Genomic DNA, 20,946 nt, shown 5'->3' on the forward strand with positions numbered 1-20,946 from the left:
CTCACCCGGGCGGTCAGCCGTACGGGTAGAAGCCCGCGCCCGTCTTGCGGCCCAGGCGGCCGGCGTCGACCATCCGCTGGAGCAGCGGGGGAGCGGCGTACAGCGGCTCCTTGTACTCGGCGTACATCGAGTCGGCGATCGAGGCGATGGTGTCCAGACCGATGAGGTCGGACAGCTTCAGCGGGCCCATCGGGTGGGCGCAGCCCAGCTCCATGCCGTTGTCGATGTCCTCGCGGCTCGCGATGCCCGATTCGAACATCCGGATCGCGGACAGCAGGTACGGGACGAGGAGGGCGTTGACGACGAAGCCGGAGCGGTCCTGGGCGCGGACCGCGTGCTTGCCGAGCACGTCCCGCACCAGGGCCTCCGCCCGCTTGATCGTCTCCTCGCCCGTGGTCAGCGCCGGGATCAGCTCGACGAGCTTCTGCACCGGGGCCGGGTTGAAGAAGTGGATGCCGATGACCTGGTCGGGCCGCGAGGTCGCGACGGCCAGCTTGACCAGCGGGATCGAGGAGGTGTTGGAGGCGAGGATCGCGTCCGGACGGGTGATCACCTGGTCGAGGACCTGGAAGATCTCCGTCTTGACCTGCTCGTTCTCGACGACCGCCTCGATGACGAGGTCGCGGTCGGCGAACTCGCCGAGGTCGGTGGTGAAGGTGAGGCGGACCAGGGTGGCGTCCCGCTCCTCTTCGGTGATCTTGCCGCGCTCGGCGGCCTTGGTCAGGGAGTTCTGAAGCCGGGTACGGCCGATCTCCAGGGCTTCGCCGGTGGTCTCGGCGACCTTGACCTCAAGGCCGCTTCGGGCACACACCTCGGCGATACCCGCGCCCATCTGGCCACAGCCCACTACGCCGACGCGTGTGATGTCGGAAGGGAGGTCAGTCACTTCGTGCCTTTCGCAGCTCATCCGTCGGCGGGTCCCCCGTACGATTCCGGCGCCCGCCACGCCCCCCGACGTTACTCCCGACCTTGCACGGCACGGCGGGCCGGGGCGGGCATGCTGGGCGGGCACCGCGCATCGTCACTCAGCGAAACGGAGGCGTCACATGGCGCACATCGGCCGACGGGCACTGCTGGCAGGAGCGGCGGGGGTGATCGCCGCCGCGACGGGGGGACCGGCGTTCGCCGGGCCGCGCTGGTCCGGCCCGCTCCCCGCGGGGGGCGCCGGCACCCCCGAGTTCCGGGGGATGTGGATCGCGACCGTCTCGAACGTGGACTGGCCCTCGCGCAGCGGGCTGTCCGCCTCGACCCAGCGCAGGGAGCTGATCGCCCTGCTCGACACGGCCGTCCGCCGCCGGCTCAACGCCGTGGTCCTCCAGGTCCGGCCGGCCGCCGACGCGCTGTGGCCGTCCCCGTTCGAGCCCTGGTCGCAGTGGCTGACCGGGCAGCAGGGGGTCGATCCGGGCTGGGACCCCCTCGGTACGGCCGTCGCCGAGGCGCACGCCCGCGGTCTGGAGCTGCACGCGTGGTTCAACCCGTACCGGGTGGCCAACCACACGGACTTCGACCGGCTGGTGCCCGAGCACCCGGCGCGGCAGGACGGCTGGACGGTCGAGTACGGCGGGAAGCTCTACTACAACCCCGGGGTGCCCGAGGTGCGCCGGTTCGTGCAGGAGGCCATGCTCGACGCGGTGACCCGCTACCCGCTGGACGCGGTCCACTGGGACGACTACTTCTACCCCTATCCGGTCGAGGGCGAGTACTTCGACGACGACGACGCCTACGAGGAGTACGGCGGCGGTTTCTCGTCGCGGGCGGCCTGGCGCCGCGGCAACACCGACACCCTGGTGCGTGAGATGTCGCAGCGGCTGCGCGCCCTGCGGCCCGCGGTCAGGTTCGGCATCAGCCCCTTCGGGATCTGGCGCAACTCCGACCGGGACCCGGCCGGCTCGAAGACCCGGGGCCTCTCGGCCTACGACGACCTGTACGCGGACACCCGCACGTGGGTGCGCGAGGGCTGGATCGACTACGTGGTGCCGCAGGCCTACTGGCACATCGGACATCCGACGGCCGACTACGCGACGCTCGTCCCCTGGTGGGCCCGGACCGTCGCGGGTACCGGCGTGGACCTGTACGTGGGGGAGGGGCTGTACCGCTGCGACGCGGACAGCCCCACCGCCGCCTGGCGGGATCCGGCGGAGCTGTCCAAGCACGTGCGCTTCGCCCGCGGATACCCGGAGGTCCGCGGCCACGTCTACTTCTCGGCGAAGCAGGTGGCCGCGGACCCCAACGGGGCGATGGCACGTGTGGTCGCCGACCATTACGGCTCGGCCGTGCCGCCGCGGTGACTCAATGCCCGTCAGTGCCCGTCAGTGCCCTCAGTGCCCGGGCTCTGCGGGGTGGCGGACCACACAGTCGGGTCCGGGAGCCATCAGCGCTTCGTGTCCGTCCTGGAAGCGGACCCGGTACGGGGGCGTCCCGTTCTCGCCGAGCACCTGGGTGATCTCGCCTACTTTGTCGGGTTGTCCGACGATCCTGCCGTGCTGCACCAGCTGGTCGCCCTCGGTAGCTCGCATGTCTGACCTCCTCGGTGGCGCTCCGATCCGGTGCTAGCAGTTTAGGTCGTTCCGAGGCTGTTTGACCCGTTGGGTCACCACGATGCAGACGAGAACCGCGCAGGCCGCGGCCGGTGCCGCGGGGGCGAGGTGCTCCCCGAGGAGCGCCACGGACCAGACCAGGGTCAGCAGCGGCTGCGCGAGCTGGAGCTGGCTGGCCCGGGGCGCTCCGATCTCGGCCATGCCCCGGTACCAGACGTACAGGCCGAGGAAGGTCGAGCCGGCCGCCGCCCAGACCAGTCCGGCCAGGCCGTGACCGGTGAGGTGGACCGGTTCGTACGCGAGCCCGAGCACCGAGCCGGCCGCGCTGAGCGGCAGGCAGAGCACCAGGGCCCAGCCGATCACCTGCCAGCCCGGCAGGACGCGGGCGAGCCGCCCGCCCTCGGTGTACCCGGCCGCGCACACCAGCAGCGCGGCGAACAGGCAGGCGTCGCCGGCGGAGAGGGAGCCGCCGCTCTGCGCCAGGGTGAAGCCGAGCACCACCGCGGCCCCGGCCACGGCGGCGGCCCAGAAGGCCCGCGGGGGCCGGGTGCCGGTGCGCAGCGCGGACAGTGCGGCCGTGGTCAGCGGAAGCAGGCCGACGACGACGGCGGCGTGCGAGGTGGTGGACGTCTGCAGCGCCAGGGTCGTCAGCAGCGGGAAGCCGACGACCACACCGCCGGCGACGACGGCGAGCCCCGCCCAGTGCTCGCGGGCCGGCGGCGCGACCCGGCGGGCCAGCAGGAAGACGCCCGCGACCGCGGCCGCGAGGACGCTGCGCAGGGCCACGAGCGACCACGGACCGAAGCTCTCCAGGCCCCAGGCGGTGGCGGGGAAGGTCAGCGAGAAGGCGACGACGCCGAGCGAGGCGAGAGCCGTACCCCGCAGCAGCGGGTTCTTCACCGCTATCGCGTTCGGGAGAGTAGCGCTATTCTGTGCTGTCATGTATGAGCGTAGCAGTGTCGCGGAGCTGGCAGATTCACTGAGGTCCGAACTGAACCGCTACTCAATAGGCGGGAAGCTGCCGTCGAGCAGGGCCCTGGTCGAGCGCTACCGGGTCAGCCCCGTCACCGTCTCCCGGGCCCTCGCCCAGCTCGCCGCGGAGGGTCTCGTCGTCACCAGGCCGGGAGCCGGCGTCTTCCGCGCAGCGCCCCGCACGCCGCTGCCGGCGGCCGGGGACACCTCCTGGCAGGAGGTCGCCCTCAGCGCCGAGGGGGCCGGCGACATCGTTCCGCGATCGGTGGACGCCTCCGGGGTGCTGGCCTGCCTGGCCGCGCCGCCGCCTTCGGTGATCGCCCTCAACAGCGGGTACCTGCACGCCTCCATCCAGCCCGAGCGGGCCATGGCCGCCGCGCTCGCCCGGGCCGGGCGCCGCCCCGGGGCCTGGGACCGGCCGCCCGTGGAGGGGCTGCCGGAGCTGCGCGACTGGTTCGCCCGCGAGATCGGCGGCGTGGTCGCGGCCGCCGACGTACTGGTGACCGCGGGCGGGCAGAGCGCACTGACCACCGCCCTGCGGGCGCTGGCCCCGCCCGGGGCGCCGGTCCTCGTGGAGTCCCCGACCTACCCCGGGCTGCTGGCCATCGCCCGCGCCTCCGGGTGCCGGCCGGTGCCCGTGCCGGTGGACGCCGACGGGGTCCGGCCGGACCTGCTGGCCGCCGCCTTCGAGGCGACCGGGGCGCGGGTGTTCGTCTGCCAGCCGCTCTTCCAGAACCCAACCGGCGCCGTCCTGGCCCCCGGGCGGCGCCCGGAGGTGCTGCGGATCGCCCGGGCCGCCGGGGCCTTCGTGGTCGAGGACGACTACGCCCGCGCGCTGGGCCACGACGACTCCGGGCCGCTGCCCGCGACCCTGGCCGCCGAGGACCACGACGGTGTCGTCGTGCACGTCAGGTCCCTGACCAAGGCCACCTCGCCCAGCCTGCGGGTCGGCGCACTGGCCGGCCGCGGCCCCGTGGTGGAGCGACTGCGCGCCGTCCAGGTCGTGGACAGCTTCTTCGTGCCCCGGCCGCTCCAGGAGGCGGCCCTGGAACTGGTCGGCGCGCCCGCCTGGCCGCGCCACCTGCGCACGGTGGCCGCCGAACTGCGCCACCGCCGCGACGTGCTCGCCGGCGCGCTGCGGCGGGAGCTGCCCGGCCTGACCGTGCCCCATCCGCCCCTCGGGGGCTACCAGCTGTGGGCCAGGATGACCGGTGGGGGCGACGACGCGTCCTTCGCGGCCGCGGCCCTGCGCGCCGGTGTCGCGGTGGCCCCCGGCCGCCCCTACTTCTGCGCCGAACCGCCCGCTCCGTACGTCCGGCTGAGCTTCGCCGGGGTCTCCGGCCCCGCTGAACTGGTGGAGGCCGTCCAGCGGCTGAGGGCGGGCCTGGGCGAGGAGCCGGGCGGCGGCCTGGCCTTGGACGCTTGACCCACCGCTACCGCGCGGCCCACCATCACCAGATGCATGTTCGGGTCTCGCTCGTTGCCGCAGCCCGTAGTTCCTCGCTGCTCGCCGAGCGCTTCGACGACGACCGCCCGCTGGACGGAGCCGGCTGGCGGTCGGTGGAGTCCGCCGCGCAGGGCCTGGTCCCCCTGGCGGCGGCCGAGTTGCGCTACTGCTCGCCCACCCCGCGCAGCCGGGCCACCGGTGAGGCCCTCGGGTACGCGCCCCTGGCCCAGCCGGCGCTGCGCGAGTGCGACATGGGCCGCTGGCGGGGGCTGACCCTCGGCGAGGTGGCCGCCCAGGAGCCCGACGCGGTCGACCAGTGGCTCAGCGACCCGCTGGCCGCCCCGCACGGAGGAGAGTCGCTGCTCGCCTTCATCTCGCGGATCGGCGGGTGGCTCGACACCCGGCCGGCCGAGGACGGCGGCGCGATCGTGGCGGTGGCGGAGCCCTCGGTGGTCCGCGCCGCTCTGGTCTACGCCCTGCAGGTGCCCCCGCTGACCTACTGGAACGTGGACGTCCGGCCGCTGTCGACGATGACCCTCACCGGCTGCCCCGGCCAGTGGCACCTCTGCCTGCAGGCCCCGGCGTGACCTGCTCCTTGTGAATGGCCCCGGCGTGCCCCGCCCCGGCGTGAACGGTTCCTCGCGAACCGCCCGGCGGCGGACCCGGCCCGGGCCTGAAGACCGGCTCCCGGCGCCACCGGCGGATTCGCCGCCGGGCGGGGGCCTTTCCTGCTAGACATCTTCCGGGGGGCGCGTGCCGCGCCCCCGTCCCGCGCGTGACCCTCCCGCCGAGATCGACGACATTGCATAAACGTGCGGACCTACGTATAGTCATGCCATCGATGAGGAGGGTCCGATGGTGGTACGTGCAGCGGTGGCCGGAGCGAGCGGGTACGCGGGCGGAGAAGTCCTGCGCCTGCTGCTCTCGCACCCCGAGGTGGAGATCGGCGCGCTGACCGGCAACTCCAACGCCGGACAGCTCCTCGGCTCCCTGCAGCCGCACCTCGTGCCGCTCGCCGGACGCACCCTGGAGGCGACCACCCAGGAGGCCCTCGCCGGCCACGACGTCGTCTTCCTCGCCCTCCCGCACGGCCAGTCCGCGGCCGTCGCCGCCCAGCTCGGCGACGACGTCCTCGTCGTCGACATGGGAGCCGACCACCGCCTCAAGGACGCCGCGGACTGGGACCGGTTCTACGGCGCCCCGCACGCCGGGACCTGGCCCTACGGCCTCCCCGAACTGCCCGGCGGCCGCGCCGGACTGGAGGGCGCCAAGCGGATCGCGGTCCCCGGCTGCTTCCCCACCGCCGTCTCCCTCGCGCTCTACCCTGCCTACCAGGCGCAGCTCGCAGAACCCGAGGCCGTGATCGTCGCCGCCACCGGCACCTCCGGCGCGGGCAAGGCACTCAAGCCGCACCTGCTCGGCGCCGAGGTCATGGGCAACGCGACCCCGTACGGGGTGGGCGGCGGCCACCGGCACACGCCCGAGATGGTGCAGAACCTCAGCCCGCTCGCGGGCGAGCGCGTCTCCGTCTCCTTCACGCCGACCCTCGTGCCCATGGCCCGCGGCATCCTCGCCACCTGTTCGGCCAAGGCCCGGCCCGGCACCACAGGGGAATCGCTGCGCGCCGCCTACGAGAAGGCGTACGCCGACGAGCCCTTCGTCCACCTGCTGCCCGAGGGCCGGATGCCGTCCACCAAGTCCGTCCACGGTTCCAACGCCGTCCACATCCAGGTCGCCCACGACGAGTCCGCCGGGCGGATCATCGCCGTCAGCGCCATCGACAACCTCACCAAGGGCACCGCCGGCGGTGCGGTGCAGAGCATGAACATCGCCCTCGGGCTGCCCGAGCAGCTCGGGCTTTCGACGATTGGAGTCGCGCCGTGACGGTTACGGCTGCACAGGGATTCACGGCGGCGGGCATCGCCGCCGGAATCAAGGCCAACGGCAACCCGGACCTGGCCCTCGTGGTCAACAACGGGCCGCGCCTCGCCGCCGCGGGCGTCTTCACCTCCAACCGCGTCAAGGCCGCGCCCGTCCACTGGTCCGAGCAGGTCCTGCGCGGCGGCACCGTCAGCGCCGTCGTCCTCAACTCCGGCGGCGCGAACGCCTGCACCGGGCCCAAGGGCTTCCAGGACACCCACGCCATCGCCGAGAAGGTCGCGGCCACGCTCAACGAGAACGGCCTCGGCGGCGAGCACAACGCCGGCGAGATCGCCGTCGCCTCCACCGGCCTGATCGGCGTCCTGCTGCCCATGGACAAGCTGCTCCCCGGCATCGAGACCGCCGCCGCGGCCCTGTCGGAGGACGGCGGCGAGGCCGCCGCCATCGCCATCAAGACCACCGACACCGTGCACAAGACGGCCACCGTGTCCCAGGACGGCTGGACGGTCGGCGGCATGGCCAAGGGCGCGGGCATGCTCGCCCCGGGCCTGGCCACCATGCTCGTCGTCCTCACCACCGACGCCGACGTGGACTCGGCCGTCCTCGACAAGGCGCTGCGCTCCGCCACCCGCACCACCTTCGACCGGGTCGACTCCGACGGCTGCATGTCCACCAACGACACGGTGCTGCTGCTCGCCTCCGGGGCGTCCGGCGAGGTCCCCGCGTACGCGGACTTCGCCGACGCGGTCCGCAAGGTCTGCGACGACCTGGCCCGCCAGCTGATCGGCGACGCCGAGGGCGCCAGCAAGGACATCCGCATCGAGGTCATCGGCGCGGCCAGCGAGGACGACGCGGTCGAGGTCGGCCGATCCATCGCCCGCAACAACCTGCTCAAGTGCGCCATCCACGGCGAGGACCCCAACTGGGGCCGCGTGCTGTCCGCGATCGGCACCACCCGGGCCGCCTTCGACCCGGACCGGCTCAACGTCGCCATCAACGGCGTGTGGGTCTGCAGGAACGGCTCGGTCGGCGAGGACCGCGACCTGGTCTCCATGAAGGACCGCGAGGTCCGCATCACCGCGGACCTGTCCCACGGCGGCGAATCCGCCGTCATCTGGGCGAACGACCTGACCGCCGAGTACGTCCACGAGAACAGCGCCTACTCCTCATGAGCGACGACAAGGCCGGCCGGCCCGGCACCGCCCGCAAGCACACCGCCCTGCCCAAGGCGCAGATCCTCATCGAGGCCCTGCCCTGGCTCCGGCGCCACAACGGCAAGGTCGTCGTCATCAAGTTCGGCGGCAATGCCATGATCGACGAGGACCTCAAAGCCGCCTTCGCCCAGGACGTCGTCTTCCTGCACCAGGCCGGGCTCAAGCCGGTCGTCGTGCACGGCGGCGGCCCGCAGATCAACGCCCAGCTCGACAAGCAGGGCCTGGTCAGCGAGTTCAAGGCCGGCCTGCGCGTGACGACCCCGGAGGCCATGGACGTCGTACGGATGGTCCTGGCGGGCCAGGTCCAGCGCGAACTGGTCGGGCTGCTCAACCAGCACGGGCCGCTCGCCGTCGGCATGACCGGCGAGGACGCCCGCACCATCACCGCGACCAAGCACAGCCCGGAGATCGACGGCGAGCTCATCGACATCGGCCGGGTCGGCGAGATCACCGACGTCGACACCGGCGCCATCGAGGCGCTCCTGGCCGACGGCCGGATCCCGGTCATCTCCTCCATCGCCCGCAGCGCCGACGACCACCACGTCTACAACGTCAACGCCGACACCGCGGCCGCGGCCCTCGCGGCCTCCCTCGGCGCCGAGACGCTGATGGTCCTCACCGACGTCGAGGGCCTCTACGCCGACTGGCCGAACAGCGACGAGGTCATCAGCCGGCTCACCGTCAGCGAGCTGGAGAAGCTGCTGCCCGAGCTGTCCAGCGGCATGGTCCCCAAGATGGAGGGCTGCCTGCACGCCGTGCGCGGCGGCGTCGGCACCGCCCGCGTCCTCGACGGGCGGATCCCGCACTCGATCCTGCTGGAGATCTTCACGGACTCCGGTATCGGCACGATGGTCGTGCCCGACCAGCAGCCAGGGGGAGCAGCATGACGCAGGGCACCGGCAACCAGGAGTACGGCGCACGGTGGCGGGACGCGCTGACCGACAACTACGGCACGCCCGCCGTCGCCCTCGTACGCGGCCGCGGCGCCCAGGTGTGGGACGCCGACGGCAAGCAGTACACCGACTTCGTCGGCGGCATCGCCGTCAACGCCCTCGGCCACGCCCACCCGGCGATCGTCACGGCAGTGACCGAGCAGGTCTCGACGCTCGGCCACGTCTCCAACCTCTTCGCCTCCGAGCCGGTCATCGCGCTCGGCGAGCGGCTGCTCCAGCTCTTCGGCCGTCCCGGCAAGGTCTTCTTCTGCAACTCCGGCGCCGAGTCCGTCGAGGCCGCCTTCAAGATCGGCCGGCTGACCGGGCGGACCCACATGGTCGCCACCGACGGGGGCTTCCACGGCCGGACCATGGGCGCCCTCGCGCTCACCGGCCAGCCGAAGAAGCAGGAGCCCTTCCTGCCCCTGCCGGGCGACGTCACCCACGTCCCCTACGGCGACGTCGAGGCCCTGCGGGCCGCCGTCACCGAGGAGACCGCGCTCGTCGTCATCGAGCCGATCCAGGGCGAGAACGGCGTCGTCGTACCCCCTGCCGGGTACCTGACGGCCGCCCGCGAGATCACCCGGGCCACCGGCACGCTGCTGGTCCTCGACGAGGTCCAGACCGGCATCGGCCGCTGCGGACAGTGGTTCGAGCACCAGGCGCACGAGGGCGTCGAGCCCGACATCGTCACCCTGGCGAAGGGGCTGGGCGGCGGCCTGCCGATCGGCGCCGTGGTCGCCTTCGGGCCCACCGCCGACCTCCTGAAGCCCGGGCAGCACGGCACCACCTTCGGCGGGAACCCGGTCGCCTGCGCCGCCGGACTCGCCGTCATCGACACCATCGCCGCCGAGGACCTCCTCGACCGGGTCAAGGCGCGGGGCGAGCGGCTGCGCTCCGGAATCGAGTCCTCCGGACACCCACTGGTATCCCACGTCCGGGGCGCCGGACTGCTCCTGGGTATCGTGCTGACCCAGCCGCTCGCACCCGAGGTGCAGCAGGCGGCCCAGGACGCCGGCTTCCTGGTCAACGCGCCCGCCCCGGACGTCGTACGGCTCATGCCCCCGTACGTGCTCACCGAGGCCGAGGCGGACGCGTTCGTCCGGGCACTGCCCGGCATTCTCGATGCAGCAGGCGGGGACGGATCCGGAGAATGAGACGACGATGAGCCAGGCGCAGGACAACGAGCACGGCGGGCAGGCCGTCCCGCAGACCCGCACGGCGCGTCATCGCCGGATCGTGGACATCCTCAACCGGCAGCCGGTCCGCTCGCAGAGCCAGCTGGCGAAGCTGCTCGCCGACGACGGGCTGAGCGTCACCCAGGCGACGCTCTCCCGGGACCTCGACGAGCTGGGCGCGGTGAAGATCCGCAACACCGGCGGCGAGCTGATCTACGCGGTACCCAGCGAGGGCGGCTTCCGCACCCCGCAGGCCCCGCTCGGCGAGTCCGCGAAGGAGGAGCGCATGCGGCGCCTCTCCGGTGAACTGCTCATCTCGGCGGAGGCCTCCGCGAACCTCGTGGTACTGCGCACCCCGCCGGGCGCCGCGCAGTTCCTTGCCTCGGCCATCGACCAGGCCGAGCTCCGCGAGATCCTCGGCACGATCGCCGGCGACGACACCCTGATGCTGATCAGCCGGGACCCGTCGGGCGGCCAGGCCCTCGCCGACCACCTCCTGCGGCTGGCGCAGAAGGAAGGCTGAGGGGGCGGGCAGGTCCGGGGTGGTCCGGTGCGCGGGAAATCCCGGTGCCGGGCCGGATCCCGCCCGCATAGCCTCGGGACGTGCGCCAATTCACCCTCGCCCTACTGGTGTCCGCCGTGACCGCCGTCGTCTACGCGCCGATCGGCCTGCTGTGGTGGCGCCGTGCCCGGGTCCGCAGCCGGACGCTCCGGCTCGTCGCCGCCGTCGAGCCAGAGCCGTACCACGCGGCCGTGCTGCGCAACGAGGCGACCGAGGCGGCCGCCGCCGAACTCGTCCTCGACGGATACCTCCGGATCGACGGGGAAGGGGCGGCGTTCCTGACGGAGCAGGGCCGCGACCCCGCGTGCACGCCCGCCCATCCGCTGCCCGCCGCCTTGCTGGAGGCCGTGCGCCGGCACGATCCCGAGCCCGTTTCGATCGGCTGGATCCAGTGGTGCGAGGAGGACTACCTGGAGCGCCTCAGAGGCTACCGGCGCGAACGGGACGCCCTGCTGCCCGGCATCCCGCGGATGCCCGACGGTGAGGGGAACCTGCTGCTGGCCTGCTGCAGTTGTGCGGGCATCGCCCTGGTGATGTTGTTCTGGCTCCTGGCGGGCGCACTTCTGGTGACCGGTCGCCCGCACGGTCTGCGGGAAGGGGCCTGGACCGTAGTGGCCGCCTTCGGTCTGGCGGCGCTGCTGCTGGCCGAAAAGGCCCGCAGGGTGGTCCGGGCGCGCACGGAGCCCGGCGACCCGCTGGGGGACCTGGTGCGCTCCGCGGTGCACCCGGCCTTCGCAGCGCTGGACGAGGAGCAGCGCGTGCGGGTGCTGCGGAGCGTCGGCGACCGCTGCACGTGGCGCGGGGTCGACGCGGTCGTCCACGAGGAAGCGGACGACGAGGGTGACGACCAGTGGCTGGACGACAAGGTCTGGTGGGAGGACGCGTACGAGTACCGGGCCTCCGACGAGGAAGAGCCCGACGCCGCGCCCGGTTCCGCCTCCCCTAGTAGCGGGTGATCGCGAGCGGCCCGTCCTGCGTGCCGATCGCGATGTGCGGGCGCCGGTCCGGGTCCGCCCAGCGCAGGATCGCCCGCATGTCCCGCTCGGGCACCGAGACGCAACCGGCCGTGGCGCCCTTGCCGTTGACGTGCAGGAAGATCCCGGCCCCCCGGCCGCGCACCGGCCGGTCGTAGTTGAAGGCGATCAGCAGCGCGTGCGCGTACTGCTTCTCGTAGGTGACCAGGTGCTCGGCCTCGCCGGGCGCGCAGTCCGCGGGCAGCGGCTCCACCCAGCGGTTGTAGGCGGCCGAGGCGTTGTCCTGGCACCACCAGGAGTCCGCGGTCACCCGCCGGTAGCCGTACTCCGTCCCGGCCGGCGCCCTCCGGATCCCGAAGGCGTACGGCAGTGCGTACAGGCCCGTCGGGGTGGTGCCGGTGCCCTGCGTACGGGTCGGGCCCTCCGTGAGGCCGCCCGCCCCGAACCGGGCGGGCGCGCTTCCGGCCTCGTACCAGCGCCCGGCCCGCCGGTCCCACCAGGTCAGGCGGCCGGTCGTGGAGCCGGGCGCGGGCGCCACGGCGGTGATCAGCTGACTGCCGCCGCCGGTGTCGGCGAGACGCGCGGGCAGGGGCCCGGGCGCGGCCCCGGCGCCCTGCGGGAGCAGGGTGGTGACGATCAGTGAGCCCGTGACGAGAGCGGTACGCAGCACGTCCCCGACGGTACGCGCAGGAAGGGGCGGGGGCGGTGCAGGCAGGCCGTGCGGGCCGGCTGCGATGGGCCCGGGCGGGGGAATTCACCCCTTGACGCCCAACCGCTTGCGGCGCAGGCCGAGGTCGTGGTCGTGGAAGAGCTTCGCCGACCGCTTGAGCAGGGCCGCCAGTTCCGCGGTGTCCGCCTCCCCGGCGAACCGGGCCGGATGCCACGGGCAGGCGCGCACCGCGGCCCGTGCCGTCTCGCGCGTCCTCGGGTGCCAGTCGTCGATCAGTGCGACGGACGCCCGCAGCGCGTGGATCCCGCCCCGGGCGCGCAGCAGCCGGAAGGCGGCGCGCCGGACGTGCAGCGGACCCCGTACGTCCAGCCGCTCGGCGAGGTGCGCGGGGTCCAGGCGCCGGATCGCCGGCAGCAGGGCCAGGCTCGCCTCGCGGGCCACGGACGGCGCCGGGTCGTCGAGCAGCGCCAGCAGGACGGAGTCCGCCACGACGGCCTCGCGGCGCCGCAGCCCGGCCAGAGCGGCGGCCCGGACCGGTCCGGCGGGGTGTGCCACGAGCCCGCGCAGCAGGTCCGTGTCCTCGCCGCGGCCGCACTCGGCGAGTCCGGCCACCGCGTACGGGGACGGTCCTGCCGGGTCGGACACCAGCCAGCGGTAGTGCTCGTGGGCGTCGCCGCCGTCCTGGGCGACCAGCCAGCGGGCGCACGCCCGCACGAACCCGGAACGGTCCGCGAGGTGCCCGACGCCTTCGGCGGCGCGGCCGGCCCGGCGCAGGGCGGTGACCCCGGCGGCGCGCACGGCGGGGACACGGGCACCGGTGAGGAGGTCGATCACCGCGTCGTCCCCGGACCCGCGCGCGGCCATGGCGGCGTCGGTCCACAGTGCGGCCGTCGCCGGGTCGGGCTCGGCGGCGGCCCGCCGGGCGCATTCCAGGGCGTCGGCCCGGCCGGGGCCGGTGAGGGCGAGCCGGACGGCGAACTGCCGGGCCCGCCGGTCGGGGCTCCCCAGCAGGCCGGTGAGGACGGCTTCCGCCGGGCCGGCCGGCGGGGCCGACGGCCCGGGCAGGTGCCACCAGGACGGCGGGGCGGCCTCGGCCTGCCGGCGCAGGTTCTCCTCGAACAGGTCCAGGATCCATCCGCCGCGGTCACGCCGTCCGAGCCGCAGCGCGAGCGGGGTCACCGCCCGGAGGGTGGCCTCCGGGCGGGCGTGGAGGGTGCGTTCCAGGAGGGCGCGGGCCCGGTCCCTTACGGGAGCGGCCCAGTCGGTGGTCAGGACGGCGACCAGCTCCACGGGGGCGTCCGGCTCGGCGAGGGCCGCCTCGCGGATCCACCCCCGGGGGTGGCAGAGCCGCAGCGCCGGGGGCGCCGGCACCGGGAACCGCCGCCCGCCGTGGCCCGTACGGCGAACCTGCTCCGCGAAGGACAGCCAGACGTCCGGACCCGCACCCGGCGGCGGCACCGAAGCGGCGCACCCGTCCATCAGCCCGTCGGCCAGGGCGCGCCCCGTCGCGGCATCGGTGCCGGGTGTGCCGGGTCCCCCGCGGATCATCTGTCGCCACCTCTCCCCAAGGCCGTTCGAGCCCTGATCGTAGGCGGCGGCCGAGGTCGCGGGCGCGGAATATCCGCTCTGCGCGCAGGGGGGAGACGTCGACATCGATTGACGAAACATACGGAGCAGTGCATAGTTATGCCTGTCGTTGTAAGCCCCGCACGGACGAGGAGGAGTCCCATGACCGAGCGCGTCGTACTCGCCTATTCGGGCGGCCTGGACACCTCCGTCGCCATCGGCTGGATCGCCGAGGAGACGGGCGCCGAGGTCATCGCCGTGGCCGTGGACGTCGGCCAGGGCGGCGAGGACCTCGACGTCATCCGCAAGCGCGCGCTGGCCTGCGGCGCCGTCGAGGCCGAGGTCGCCGACGCCCGCAACGAGTTCGCCGACGAGTACTGCCTCCCGGCGGTCAAGGCCAACGCCCTGTACATGGACCGGTATCCCCTGGTCTCGGCCCTCTCCCGGCCGGTCATCGTCAAGCACCTGGTGGCCGCCGCGAAGAAGCACGGCGCCCGGACCGTGGCCCACGGCTGCACCGGCAAGGGCAACGACCAGGTGCGCTTCGAGGCCGGGATCCAGGCCCTCGGCCCCGGCCTCACGTGCATCGCCCCGGTCCGTGACTACGCCATGACCCGGGACAAGGCCATCGCCTTCTGCGAGGAGAAGGGCCTTCCGATCGCGACCAGCCGGAAGTCCCCGTACTCCGTCGACCAGAACGTCTTCGGACGGGCGGTCGAGACGGGCTTTCTGGAGGACATCTGGAACGGTCCCGTGGAGGACATCTACGAGTACACCTCGAACCCGGCCACGCCGCGCGAGGCCGACGAGGTCGTCATCTCCTTCAAGGAGGGCGTGCCCGTCGCCATCGACGGCCGGCCCGTCACCGTCCTGCAGGCCGTACAGCAGCTCAACGAGCGTGCCGGAGCCCAGGGCGTCGGCCGGATCGACATGGTCGAGGACCGTCTCGTCGGCATCAAGTCCCGCGAGGTGTACGAGGCCCCGGGCGCGATCGCGCTGATCACCGCCCACTCCGAGCTGGAGAGCGTCACCGTCGAGCGCGAGCTGGCCCGCTACAAGCGGCAGGTCGAGCAGCGCTGGGGCGAACTGGTCTACGACGGACTGTGGTTCTCCCCGCTCAAGCGGGCGCTGGACGGCTTCATCGACGAGGCCAACCAACACGTCACCGGTGACATCCGGATGACCCTGCACGGCGGCCGCGCCGTCGTCACCGGCCGGCGGTCCGAGCAGTCGCTGTACGACTTCGACCTCGCGACCTACGACACCGGCGACACCTTCGACCAGACCAAGGCGCAGGGCTTCATCGACATCTTCGCCCTGTCGTCGAAGATCGCGGCCAAGCGCGACCTGGCCTGATCCCCGGCACCAAGCCCGCACGAAGACGGCCTCCCCGTTACCTCCGCGGCGGGGAGGCCGTTGCACATCCATACATGCAGTCTTGAGGAGCAGTAGCTGTGAGCAGCAACAACGCTGGTGACGTCCGGCTCTGGGGCGGCCGGTTCGCCGATGGTCCCGCCGAGGCCCTCGCGAAGCTGTCCGCGTCGGTCCACTTCGACTGGCGCCTCGCGCCGTACGACATCGCCGGTTCGCGCGCCCACGCCCGCGTGCTGCACACGGCGGGGCTGCTCACCTCCGACGAGCTGGAGCGCATGATCGACGGCCTGGACCGGCTGGAGGCCGACGTCGCCGACGGCTCCTTCACCGGCACCATCGCCGACGAGGACGTGCACACCGCACTGGAGCGGGGCCTGCTGGAGCGGCTCGGTGCCGAGCTCGGCGGCAAGCTGCGCGCCGGCCGGTCCCGCAACGACCAGGTGGCCACCCTCTTCCGGATGTACCTGCGCGACCACGCCCGGATCATCGGCGGTCTGATCGCGGACCTGCAGGACGCGCTGGTCGCTCTCGCGGAGAGCCACGCCGACGTGGCCATGCCGGGCCGCACCCACCTGCAGCACGCGCAGCCGGTGCTCTTCGCCCATCACGTACTGGCCCACGTGCAGTCCCTGTCCCGGGACGCCGAGCGGCTGCGGCAGTGGGACACGCGGACGGCGGTCTCGCCGTACGGCTCCGGCGCGCTGGCCGGTTCCTCGCTGGGCCTGGACCCGGAGGCGGTCGCCGCGGAGCTGGGCTTCGAGCGGGGCTCGGTGGGCAACTCGATCGACGGTACGGCCTCGCGCGACTTCGTCGCCGAGTTCGCCTTCGTCACCGCGATGATCGGGATCAACCTGTCCCGGATCGCCGAGGAGATCATCATCTGGAACACGAAGGAGTTCTCCTTCGTGACGCTGCACGACGCCTTCTCCACCGGCTCGTCGATCATGCCGCAGAAGAAGAACCCGGACATCGCGGAGCTGGCGCGCGGCAAGTCCGGTCGTCTGATCGGCAACCTGACGGGCCTGCTCGCCACCCTCAAGGCGCTGCCCCTGGCCTACAACCGGGACCTCCAGGAGGACAAGGAGCCGGTCTTCGACTCCTGCGACACCCTCGAGGTGCTGCTGCCGGCCTTCACCGGCATGATGGCCACGCTCACCGTCAACCGGGAGCGGATGGAGGAGCTGGCCCCGGCCGGCTTCTCCCTCGCCACCGACATCGCGGAGTGGCTGGTCAAGCAGGGCGTCCCGTTCCGGGTGGCGCACGAGGTGGCCGGCGAGTGCGTCAAGGAGTGCGAGGGGCTCGGCATCGAGCTGGACGAGCTCACGGACGAGCAGTTCGCGAAGATCTCGGAGCACCTGACCCCCGAGGTCCGCACCGTCCTCAACGTCAAGGGCGCGCTCGCCTCCCGCAAGGGCCGCGGCGGCACCGCACCCTCGGCGGTCGCGGTCCAGCTCACGGAGCTGAAGGCCGATCTGGTCATCCAGCACGCCTGGGCGGTCCACAAGCAGTAGCCGTCCCCACTGCCCCCGCCGCCCTGCGGCCCGCACGCCCGCCGACCCGGGTCCGGGCCTGTACGTCCGCACGCGGCGGAATGCCCGGAGGGGCGGCCGGAGCACTGTGCTCCGGCCGCCCCTCCGGTGTGTCCGCCTCCGGCTCAGCCGAGCGGGTGGTCCGGCTCGTAGTTGGTCAGGACGCAGCCCTCGACCAGGGACTTCTCCAGCCGGTAGCCCGCGGGGGCGGAGAAGCCGGGAATGCAGTTCAGGTACAGGAACTGCAGCTGGTACAGGCCGTGACGGGAGGACGGGCTGTTGGTCTCCACGGCGATGTTCTCCCCGACGAGCAGCCGGCTCGCGGTCTGCCTGAGCCTGCCGTCGTCCTTGTAGTCGGCCAGCTGGGCGGCCTTCGCCCTGGTCTGGAGCTTCCGCATGTCCCCGACGGTGTCGAGCCAGCTCAGGTCGCGGGCGCGCTGCCCCGTGGCGGGCTGCCCGCACAGGGCACGGCCCGTCACGCCCCAGTCCAGGGCGTTGCCCGTCACCACCGGCGCGTAGTCGATCGACTCGATCGCGACGGCTTCGGGGTCGGTCGAGAAGTGCTTCTGGCAGTCGAGGCTGTTGCCCACGAGCGTGCGCAGCTCGGCGATGCTGCCGGCACGCGGGAGCCCGAGACTGCCCGTTTTCGGCTGCCCCGCCTTCTCGCCCCCGCCCGCCGGGTCCTGGGGGGTTTCGAGGTTGGGGCTGCCCGAGCCGTCCTCGGAACCGACGAAGTCGCTGAGGTTGCAGTGCTCGACCAGCGGCTTCTCCCGCTTGTAGCCCTCGGGGACGGGGGCGGTCGGGTTGCACGTCAGGACCCGCAGGTCGGAGCGGACCAGGGCGAGCGCCGTTTTGGTGCTGGTCGGGAAGGCGACGAAGCCCTTGCCGATCAGGACCCGGCTCTCCAGTCCGTACGCGCCGTCCCCGCCGCCGATCCGGTCCAGGACGTATTGCTTGTACCGCTCCTGGAACTGCTTCATGTCCGTGGGGACGGCGATGACGATCTCGCCCTGCCGGACCTTGTCGCTGCAGACGCCCAGCTCCTTCACCGACCACTGTCCCGCCTTGGGGAAGTCGGCCGCGGGTATCCGGGGGTCGTCGGGCCGCTCGCTCAGGTCGTCGCAGTTGGCGAACTGGCGCAGGTACTGCTGGGCCGCGGCCAGCGGGCCCGTGTCGGAGGCAGAGGCCGAGGAGGACGCTGCGGCCGGTGTGTCCGGCTGCCCGCTCTCTTTGCACGCGGCGAGTGCGGCGAGGCATCCGAGGGCGGCGGTCGCGGCGAGGATCCGCTGAAGGCGCATGGGTCGCTTTCGTCGGTACGGTCGAAGGGGGGGCATGTGCATGCTAAGTCGCTGCCCCGGCATGATCAAAAACCCGGCCCGCGGCGTGGGCCCGGCCCCCTGTCACGCCGCCCAGACCGCCAGTGCGTCGAAGTCCTCGCGGACCAGGCCGACCCGCTCGTCGATGTGCAGCAGCAGGGTCCGCGCGGGGTGGCGCTGGTCCACGTACTCGCGGTCCATCGCCGTGATGTCGTCGTCGATCCAGGCGAAGGGCCGCTCGCCCGCGTACTCCAGGATGTACTGGGTCTTCCAGAAGGTGCCGCGCGGCGCCCGGCCGTGCATCACCGGCCAGTCGATGAACGGGAGCCGGGGCAGGCCCAGATGCGGGCCTATCCAGTCGTTGGCCTCGTCCTTCCAGGTGGTCGCCCAGACCAGCTCGTAGACGTCCGCGAGCGCGAGCAGTTCCGCGCCGTGACCGTGGTTCAGCCAGACCCGCAGCGGCTTCGCACGCTCCTTCTCCGTCCAGCCCGTCGGCCGCATCCGGTGGGTGGAGTAGCCCGCGGGGCGGCGCTGCGGCTGGGCCGCGTAGGGGTTCAGAGGTCCGTCGACGTCGATCAGCAGCAGTGGCTTCATTTCGGCAGGATTCCGTTCCGGGCGCCCCGGGAGCAGCCCATTTTCTCCAAAGAATGAGACGTCCATGTCTCAATCGGGGTATGCTTGTCTCATGGCCATGGATCGTGACCAGGTGCTCCGCGACGCGGCCGCCCTGCTCTCCCGCAAATCGACCGCCACGATGGACGAGGTCGCCCGCGCCGCCGGAATCGGCCGCGCGACCCTCCACCGGCACTTCGCCGGACGCGACGCCCTCGTACGCGCCCTCGAAGACCTCGGCATCCGCGAGTTCGAGGTGGCGTTCGACAACGCCCGCCTCGGCGAGGGCACCGCGGTGGAGGCGCTCCGGCGCCTCGTCGCCGAGGCCGAACCCAACGCCGAGCTGCTGGCCTTCCTCGTCACCGAGAACCAGCTGTTCGAGGGCGACGAGGTCAACGAGGGCTGGGCCCGGCTCGACGCCCGCGTGATCGCCCTGTTCCGGCGCGGCCAGGAAGAGGGCGACATCCGGATCGACCTGAGCCCCGCCTGGCTCACCGAGGCCCTCTACGGCCTCATCGGCAGCTGCGCCTGGGCCGTCATGGACGGCCGGGTCGCCGCCAAGGACTTCCAGTACATGATCATCGAGCTGCTGCTCGGTGGCGTCCGACGGAGTGTGGAGAAATGAGCCGTACCGAACAGCTGATACGCCAGACGGGGGTGGAGGAGAAGGGCCGCGGACGCTGGCTCGCGCTCTCCGTGCTCGTCCTGGCCGTGCTGCTCGTCGCGGTCGACGCCACGGTCCTCGGCCTCGCCACGCCCTCCCTCAGCGAAGACCTCAAGCCGTCGGGCACCCAGCTGCTCTGGATCGGCGACATCTACTCCTTCGTCATCGCCGGGCTCCTGGTGTCCATGGGCTCCCTCGGCGACCGGATCGGCCGCAAGAAGCTGCTCCTCGTCGGAGCCACCGCCTTCGGCGCCGTCTCGGTCCTGAACGCCTATGCCGGCAGCCCCGAGATGATGATCGTCGCCCGCGCCCTGCTCGGCGTGGCCGGCGCCACCCTGATGCCCTCCACCCTCGCGCTGATCCGCAACATCTTCACCGACCCCAGGGAGCGCAGCCTCGCCATCGGCATCTGGGGGGCCACCGCCTCGGCCGGCGCGGCCGTCGGCCCGGTAGTCGGCGGAGCCCTGCTCCAGCACTTCTGGTGGGGCTCGGTCTTCCTGATCAACCTCCCCGTCATGATCGCCCTGGTCCTCGTCGGCACCAAGCTCCTTCCCGAGTCCAAGAACCCGGTCGCCGGCCCCTGGGACCTGCTCAGCGTCGGCCTGTCCCTCGTCGGCGTCATCGGCGTGGTCTACGCCGTCAAGGAAGCCGCCACGCACGGCATGACCTGGGAGGTCGCGGTCGCCGCGGTCCTCGGCGCGGGCGCGCTGTACGGCTTCGTCCGCCGCCAGTTCACCCTGCCGTCCCCGCTGCTCGACATGCGGCTCTTCCGCCACCGCGGCTTCTCCGGCGCGGTCCTCGCCGACCTGCTCACCGTCTTCGGGCTGTCCGGACTGGTCTTCTTCCTCTCCCAGTTCCTCCAGCTCGTCCAGGGCCGCGGCCCGCTGGAGGCCGGCCTGGCCGAACTGCCCGCCGCCATCGGCGCGGTGGCCACCGGCCTGGTCGCGGGCCGGTACGCCCGCAGGTACTCGGTGCGCTCCGTCGTCACCGGCGGCCTCGCCGCCATCGGTGCCGCCCTGGCCGTCCTGACCGTGATCCACAAGGAGAGCGGCTACCCGCTGCTCGGCGCGGCCCTGCTCGTCGTCGGCCTCGGCGCCGGTTTCTCCTTCACCGTCACCGCCGACGTGATCCTCTCCAGCGTGCCCAAGGAGCAGGCCGGATCGGCCTCGGCCGTCTCCGAGACGGCGTACGAGCTCGGCGCCGCCCTCGGCATCGCCCTGCTCGGCTCCATCGTCACCGGTGTCTACCAGGGCTTCACCGCCCCGGCCTCCGTCGGCGGGCCGGTGGCCGACGCCGCGCACCAATCCCTCGGTGGAGCCGTGGAGGCCGCCAGGACGCTTGACCCGGACACCGCCGCCCACATGGTCGGCGCCGCCCAGGAGGCCTTCGTCGACGGCCTGCGCCTCGCCTCCGGCGTCGGCGCGGCCGTACTCCTGGCCACCGCCGCGGCCGCCTGGTTCCTGCTCCGGGGCCAGCGCCTCCAGGGCGGCGTCGAGCACTGACGATCGGACACCTGAC

Annotated in this window: 20 protein-coding genes; 13 read left to right on the forward strand and 7 right to left on the reverse strand. The window is 72.9% G+C overall.

Annotated features, from left to right (window positions below; all coding sequences use genetic code 11):
- Nucleotides 1-13: 13 nt before the first annotated feature.
- The gene (locus IH80_RS0124200) at nt 14-907 is read right to left on the reverse strand and encodes a 3-hydroxybutyryl-CoA dehydrogenase (protein ID WP_051809872.1); all 894 of its coding nucleotides are present in this window, start codon (nt 905-907) and stop codon (nt 14-16) included.
- Nucleotides 908-1,046: 139 nt separating this feature from the next.
- Here IH80_RS0124200 and IH80_RS0124205 point away from each other — a divergent pair, with 139 nt between their 5' ends.
- Nucleotides 1,047-2,288: a glycoside hydrolase family 10 protein gene (locus IH80_RS0124205; protein WP_030963260.1), complete on the forward strand. Its 1,242-nt coding sequence runs from the start codon at nt 1,047-1,049 to the stop codon at nt 2,286-2,288.
- 30 nt (nt 2,289-2,318) lie between these two features.
- Here the strand turns inward: IH80_RS0124205 and IH80_RS0124210 are convergent, their stop codons facing one another.
- Together IH80_RS0124210 and IH80_RS0124215 are read right to left on the reverse strand one after the other, a co-directional pair.
- A complete protein-coding gene (locus IH80_RS0124210) occupies nt 2,319-2,516 on the reverse strand; it encodes a DUF1918 domain-containing protein (protein ID WP_030841812.1) in 198 nt (65 codons plus the stop codon).
- Nucleotides 2,517-2,549: 33 nt separating this feature from the next.
- Nucleotides 2,550-3,479: a DMT family transporter gene (locus tag IH80_RS0124215; RefSeq protein ID WP_030963261.1), complete on the reverse strand. Its 930-nt coding sequence runs from the start codon at nt 3,477-3,479 to the stop codon at nt 2,550-2,552.
- On the opposite strand from IH80_RS0124215, the gene IH80_RS0124220 reads away from it, so the two are divergent.
- The 8 genes from IH80_RS0124220 (at nt 3,478) to IH80_RS0124255 (ending at nt 11,679) form a co-directional block, all read left to right on the forward strand.
- Nucleotides 3,478-4,935, forward strand: coding sequence for a PLP-dependent aminotransferase family protein (locus IH80_RS0124220; RefSeq protein WP_037880973.1), 1,458 nt, complete (start codon nt 3,478-3,480; stop codon nt 4,933-4,935). The genes IH80_RS0124215 and IH80_RS0124220 overlap by 2 nt on opposite strands.
- 32 nt (nt 4,936-4,967) lie before the next feature.
- Entirely contained in the window at nt 4,968-5,543 is a 576-nt protein-coding gene (locus IH80_RS0124225) for a histidine phosphatase family protein (protein WP_030963265.1), read from the forward strand.
- A 268-nt stretch (nt 5,544-5,811) separates the two neighbouring features.
- Nucleotides 5,812-6,840 carry an N-acetyl-gamma-glutamyl-phosphate reductase gene (gene argC / locus IH80_RS0124230; RefSeq protein WP_030963266.1) on the forward strand — a complete coding sequence of 343 codons (1,029 nt, stop codon included), beginning with the start codon at nt 5,812-5,814 and terminating at the stop codon, nt 6,838-6,840.
- On the forward strand, nt 6,837-8,009 hold the full coding sequence (gene argJ, locus IH80_RS0124235; protein ID WP_030963267.1) for a bifunctional glutamate N-acetyltransferase/amino-acid acetyltransferase ArgJ: 1,173 nt from the start codon (nt 6,837-6,839) through the stop codon (nt 8,007-8,009). The genes argC and argJ overlap by 4 nt, the downstream gene beginning before the upstream one ends.
- On the forward strand, nt 8,006-8,938 hold the full coding sequence (gene argB, locus IH80_RS0124240) for an acetylglutamate kinase (protein ID WP_030963268.1): 933 nt from the start codon (nt 8,006-8,008) through the stop codon (nt 8,936-8,938). Before argJ ends, argB begins: the two co-directional genes overlap by 4 nt.
- A complete protein-coding gene (locus IH80_RS0124245) occupies nt 8,935-10,140 on the forward strand; it encodes an acetylornithine transaminase (protein ID WP_030963270.1) in 1,206 nt (401 codons plus the stop codon). The genes argB and IH80_RS0124245 overlap by 4 nt, the downstream gene beginning before the upstream one ends.
- Before the next feature lie 7 nt (nt 10,141-10,147).
- Nucleotides 10,148-10,684 carry an arginine repressor gene (locus tag IH80_RS0124250; RefSeq protein WP_030963272.1) on the forward strand — a complete coding sequence of 179 codons (537 nt, stop codon included), beginning with the start codon at nt 10,148-10,150 and terminating at the stop codon, nt 10,682-10,684.
- Nucleotides 10,685-10,764: 80 nt separating this feature from the next.
- Nucleotides 10,765-11,679, forward strand: coding sequence for a hypothetical protein (locus IH80_RS0124255; RefSeq protein WP_030963273.1), 915 nt, complete (start codon nt 10,765-10,767; stop codon nt 11,677-11,679).
- Here the strand turns inward: IH80_RS0124255 and IH80_RS0124260 are convergent.
- A complete protein-coding gene (locus IH80_RS0124260) occupies nt 11,666-12,367 on the reverse strand; it encodes a L,D-transpeptidase family protein (protein ID WP_199819304.1) in 702 nt (233 codons plus the stop codon). The two genes, IH80_RS0124255 and IH80_RS0124260, sit on opposite strands and share 14 nt — an antisense overlap.
- Before the next feature lie 84 nt (nt 12,368-12,451).
- On the reverse strand, nt 12,452-13,915 hold the full coding sequence (locus IH80_RS0124265) for a hypothetical protein (protein ID WP_051809874.1): 1,464 nt from the start codon (nt 13,913-13,915) through the stop codon (nt 12,452-12,454).
- Nucleotides 13,916-14,095: 180 nt separating this feature from the next.
- Here IH80_RS0124265 and IH80_RS0124270 point away from each other — a divergent pair, with 180 nt between their 5' ends.
- On the forward strand, nt 14,096-15,289 hold the full coding sequence (locus IH80_RS0124270; RefSeq protein WP_030963277.1) for an argininosuccinate synthase: 1,194 nt from the start codon (nt 14,096-14,098) through the stop codon (nt 15,287-15,289).
- 98 nt (nt 15,290-15,387) lie between these two features.
- Nucleotides 15,388-16,818: an argininosuccinate lyase gene (gene argH / locus IH80_RS0124275; RefSeq protein WP_030963279.1), complete on the forward strand. Its 1,431-nt coding sequence runs from the start codon at nt 15,388-15,390 to the stop codon at nt 16,816-16,818.
- A 143-nt stretch (nt 16,819-16,961) separates the two neighbouring features.
- Here argH and IH80_RS41000 read toward each other — a convergent pair whose 3' ends face one another.
- Both IH80_RS41000 and IH80_RS0124285 read right to left on the reverse strand, forming a co-directional pair.
- Complete coding sequence (locus IH80_RS41000; RefSeq protein ID WP_030963280.1) at nt 16,962-18,134, reverse strand: hypothetical protein; 1,173 nt, start codon at nt 18,132-18,134, stop codon at nt 16,962-16,964.
- A 102-nt stretch (nt 18,135-18,236) separates the two neighbouring features.
- Nucleotides 18,237-18,746: an HAD domain-containing protein gene (locus IH80_RS0124285; protein ID WP_030963281.1), complete on the reverse strand. Its 510-nt coding sequence runs from the start codon at nt 18,744-18,746 to the stop codon at nt 18,237-18,239.
- Between the two features lie 91 nt (nt 18,747-18,837).
- On the opposite strand from IH80_RS0124285, the gene IH80_RS0124290 reads away from it, so the two are divergent.
- On the forward strand, nt 18,838-19,389 hold the full coding sequence (locus IH80_RS0124290; RefSeq protein WP_030963283.1) for a TetR/AcrR family transcriptional regulator: 552 nt from the start codon (nt 18,838-18,840) through the stop codon (nt 19,387-19,389).
- Nucleotides 19,386-20,930: an MFS transporter gene (locus tag IH80_RS0124295; protein ID WP_030963284.1), complete on the forward strand. Its 1,545-nt coding sequence runs from the start codon at nt 19,386-19,388 to the stop codon at nt 20,928-20,930. The genes IH80_RS0124290 and IH80_RS0124295 overlap by 4 nt, the downstream gene beginning before the upstream one ends.
- Nucleotides 20,931-20,946: the final 16 nt, after the last annotated feature.

Origin of the sequence: Streptomyces sp. NRRL S-378 (assembly GCF_000720645.1) — a bacterium.
Lineage (GTDB): Bacteria > Actinomycetota > Actinomycetes > Streptomycetales > Streptomycetaceae > Streptomyces.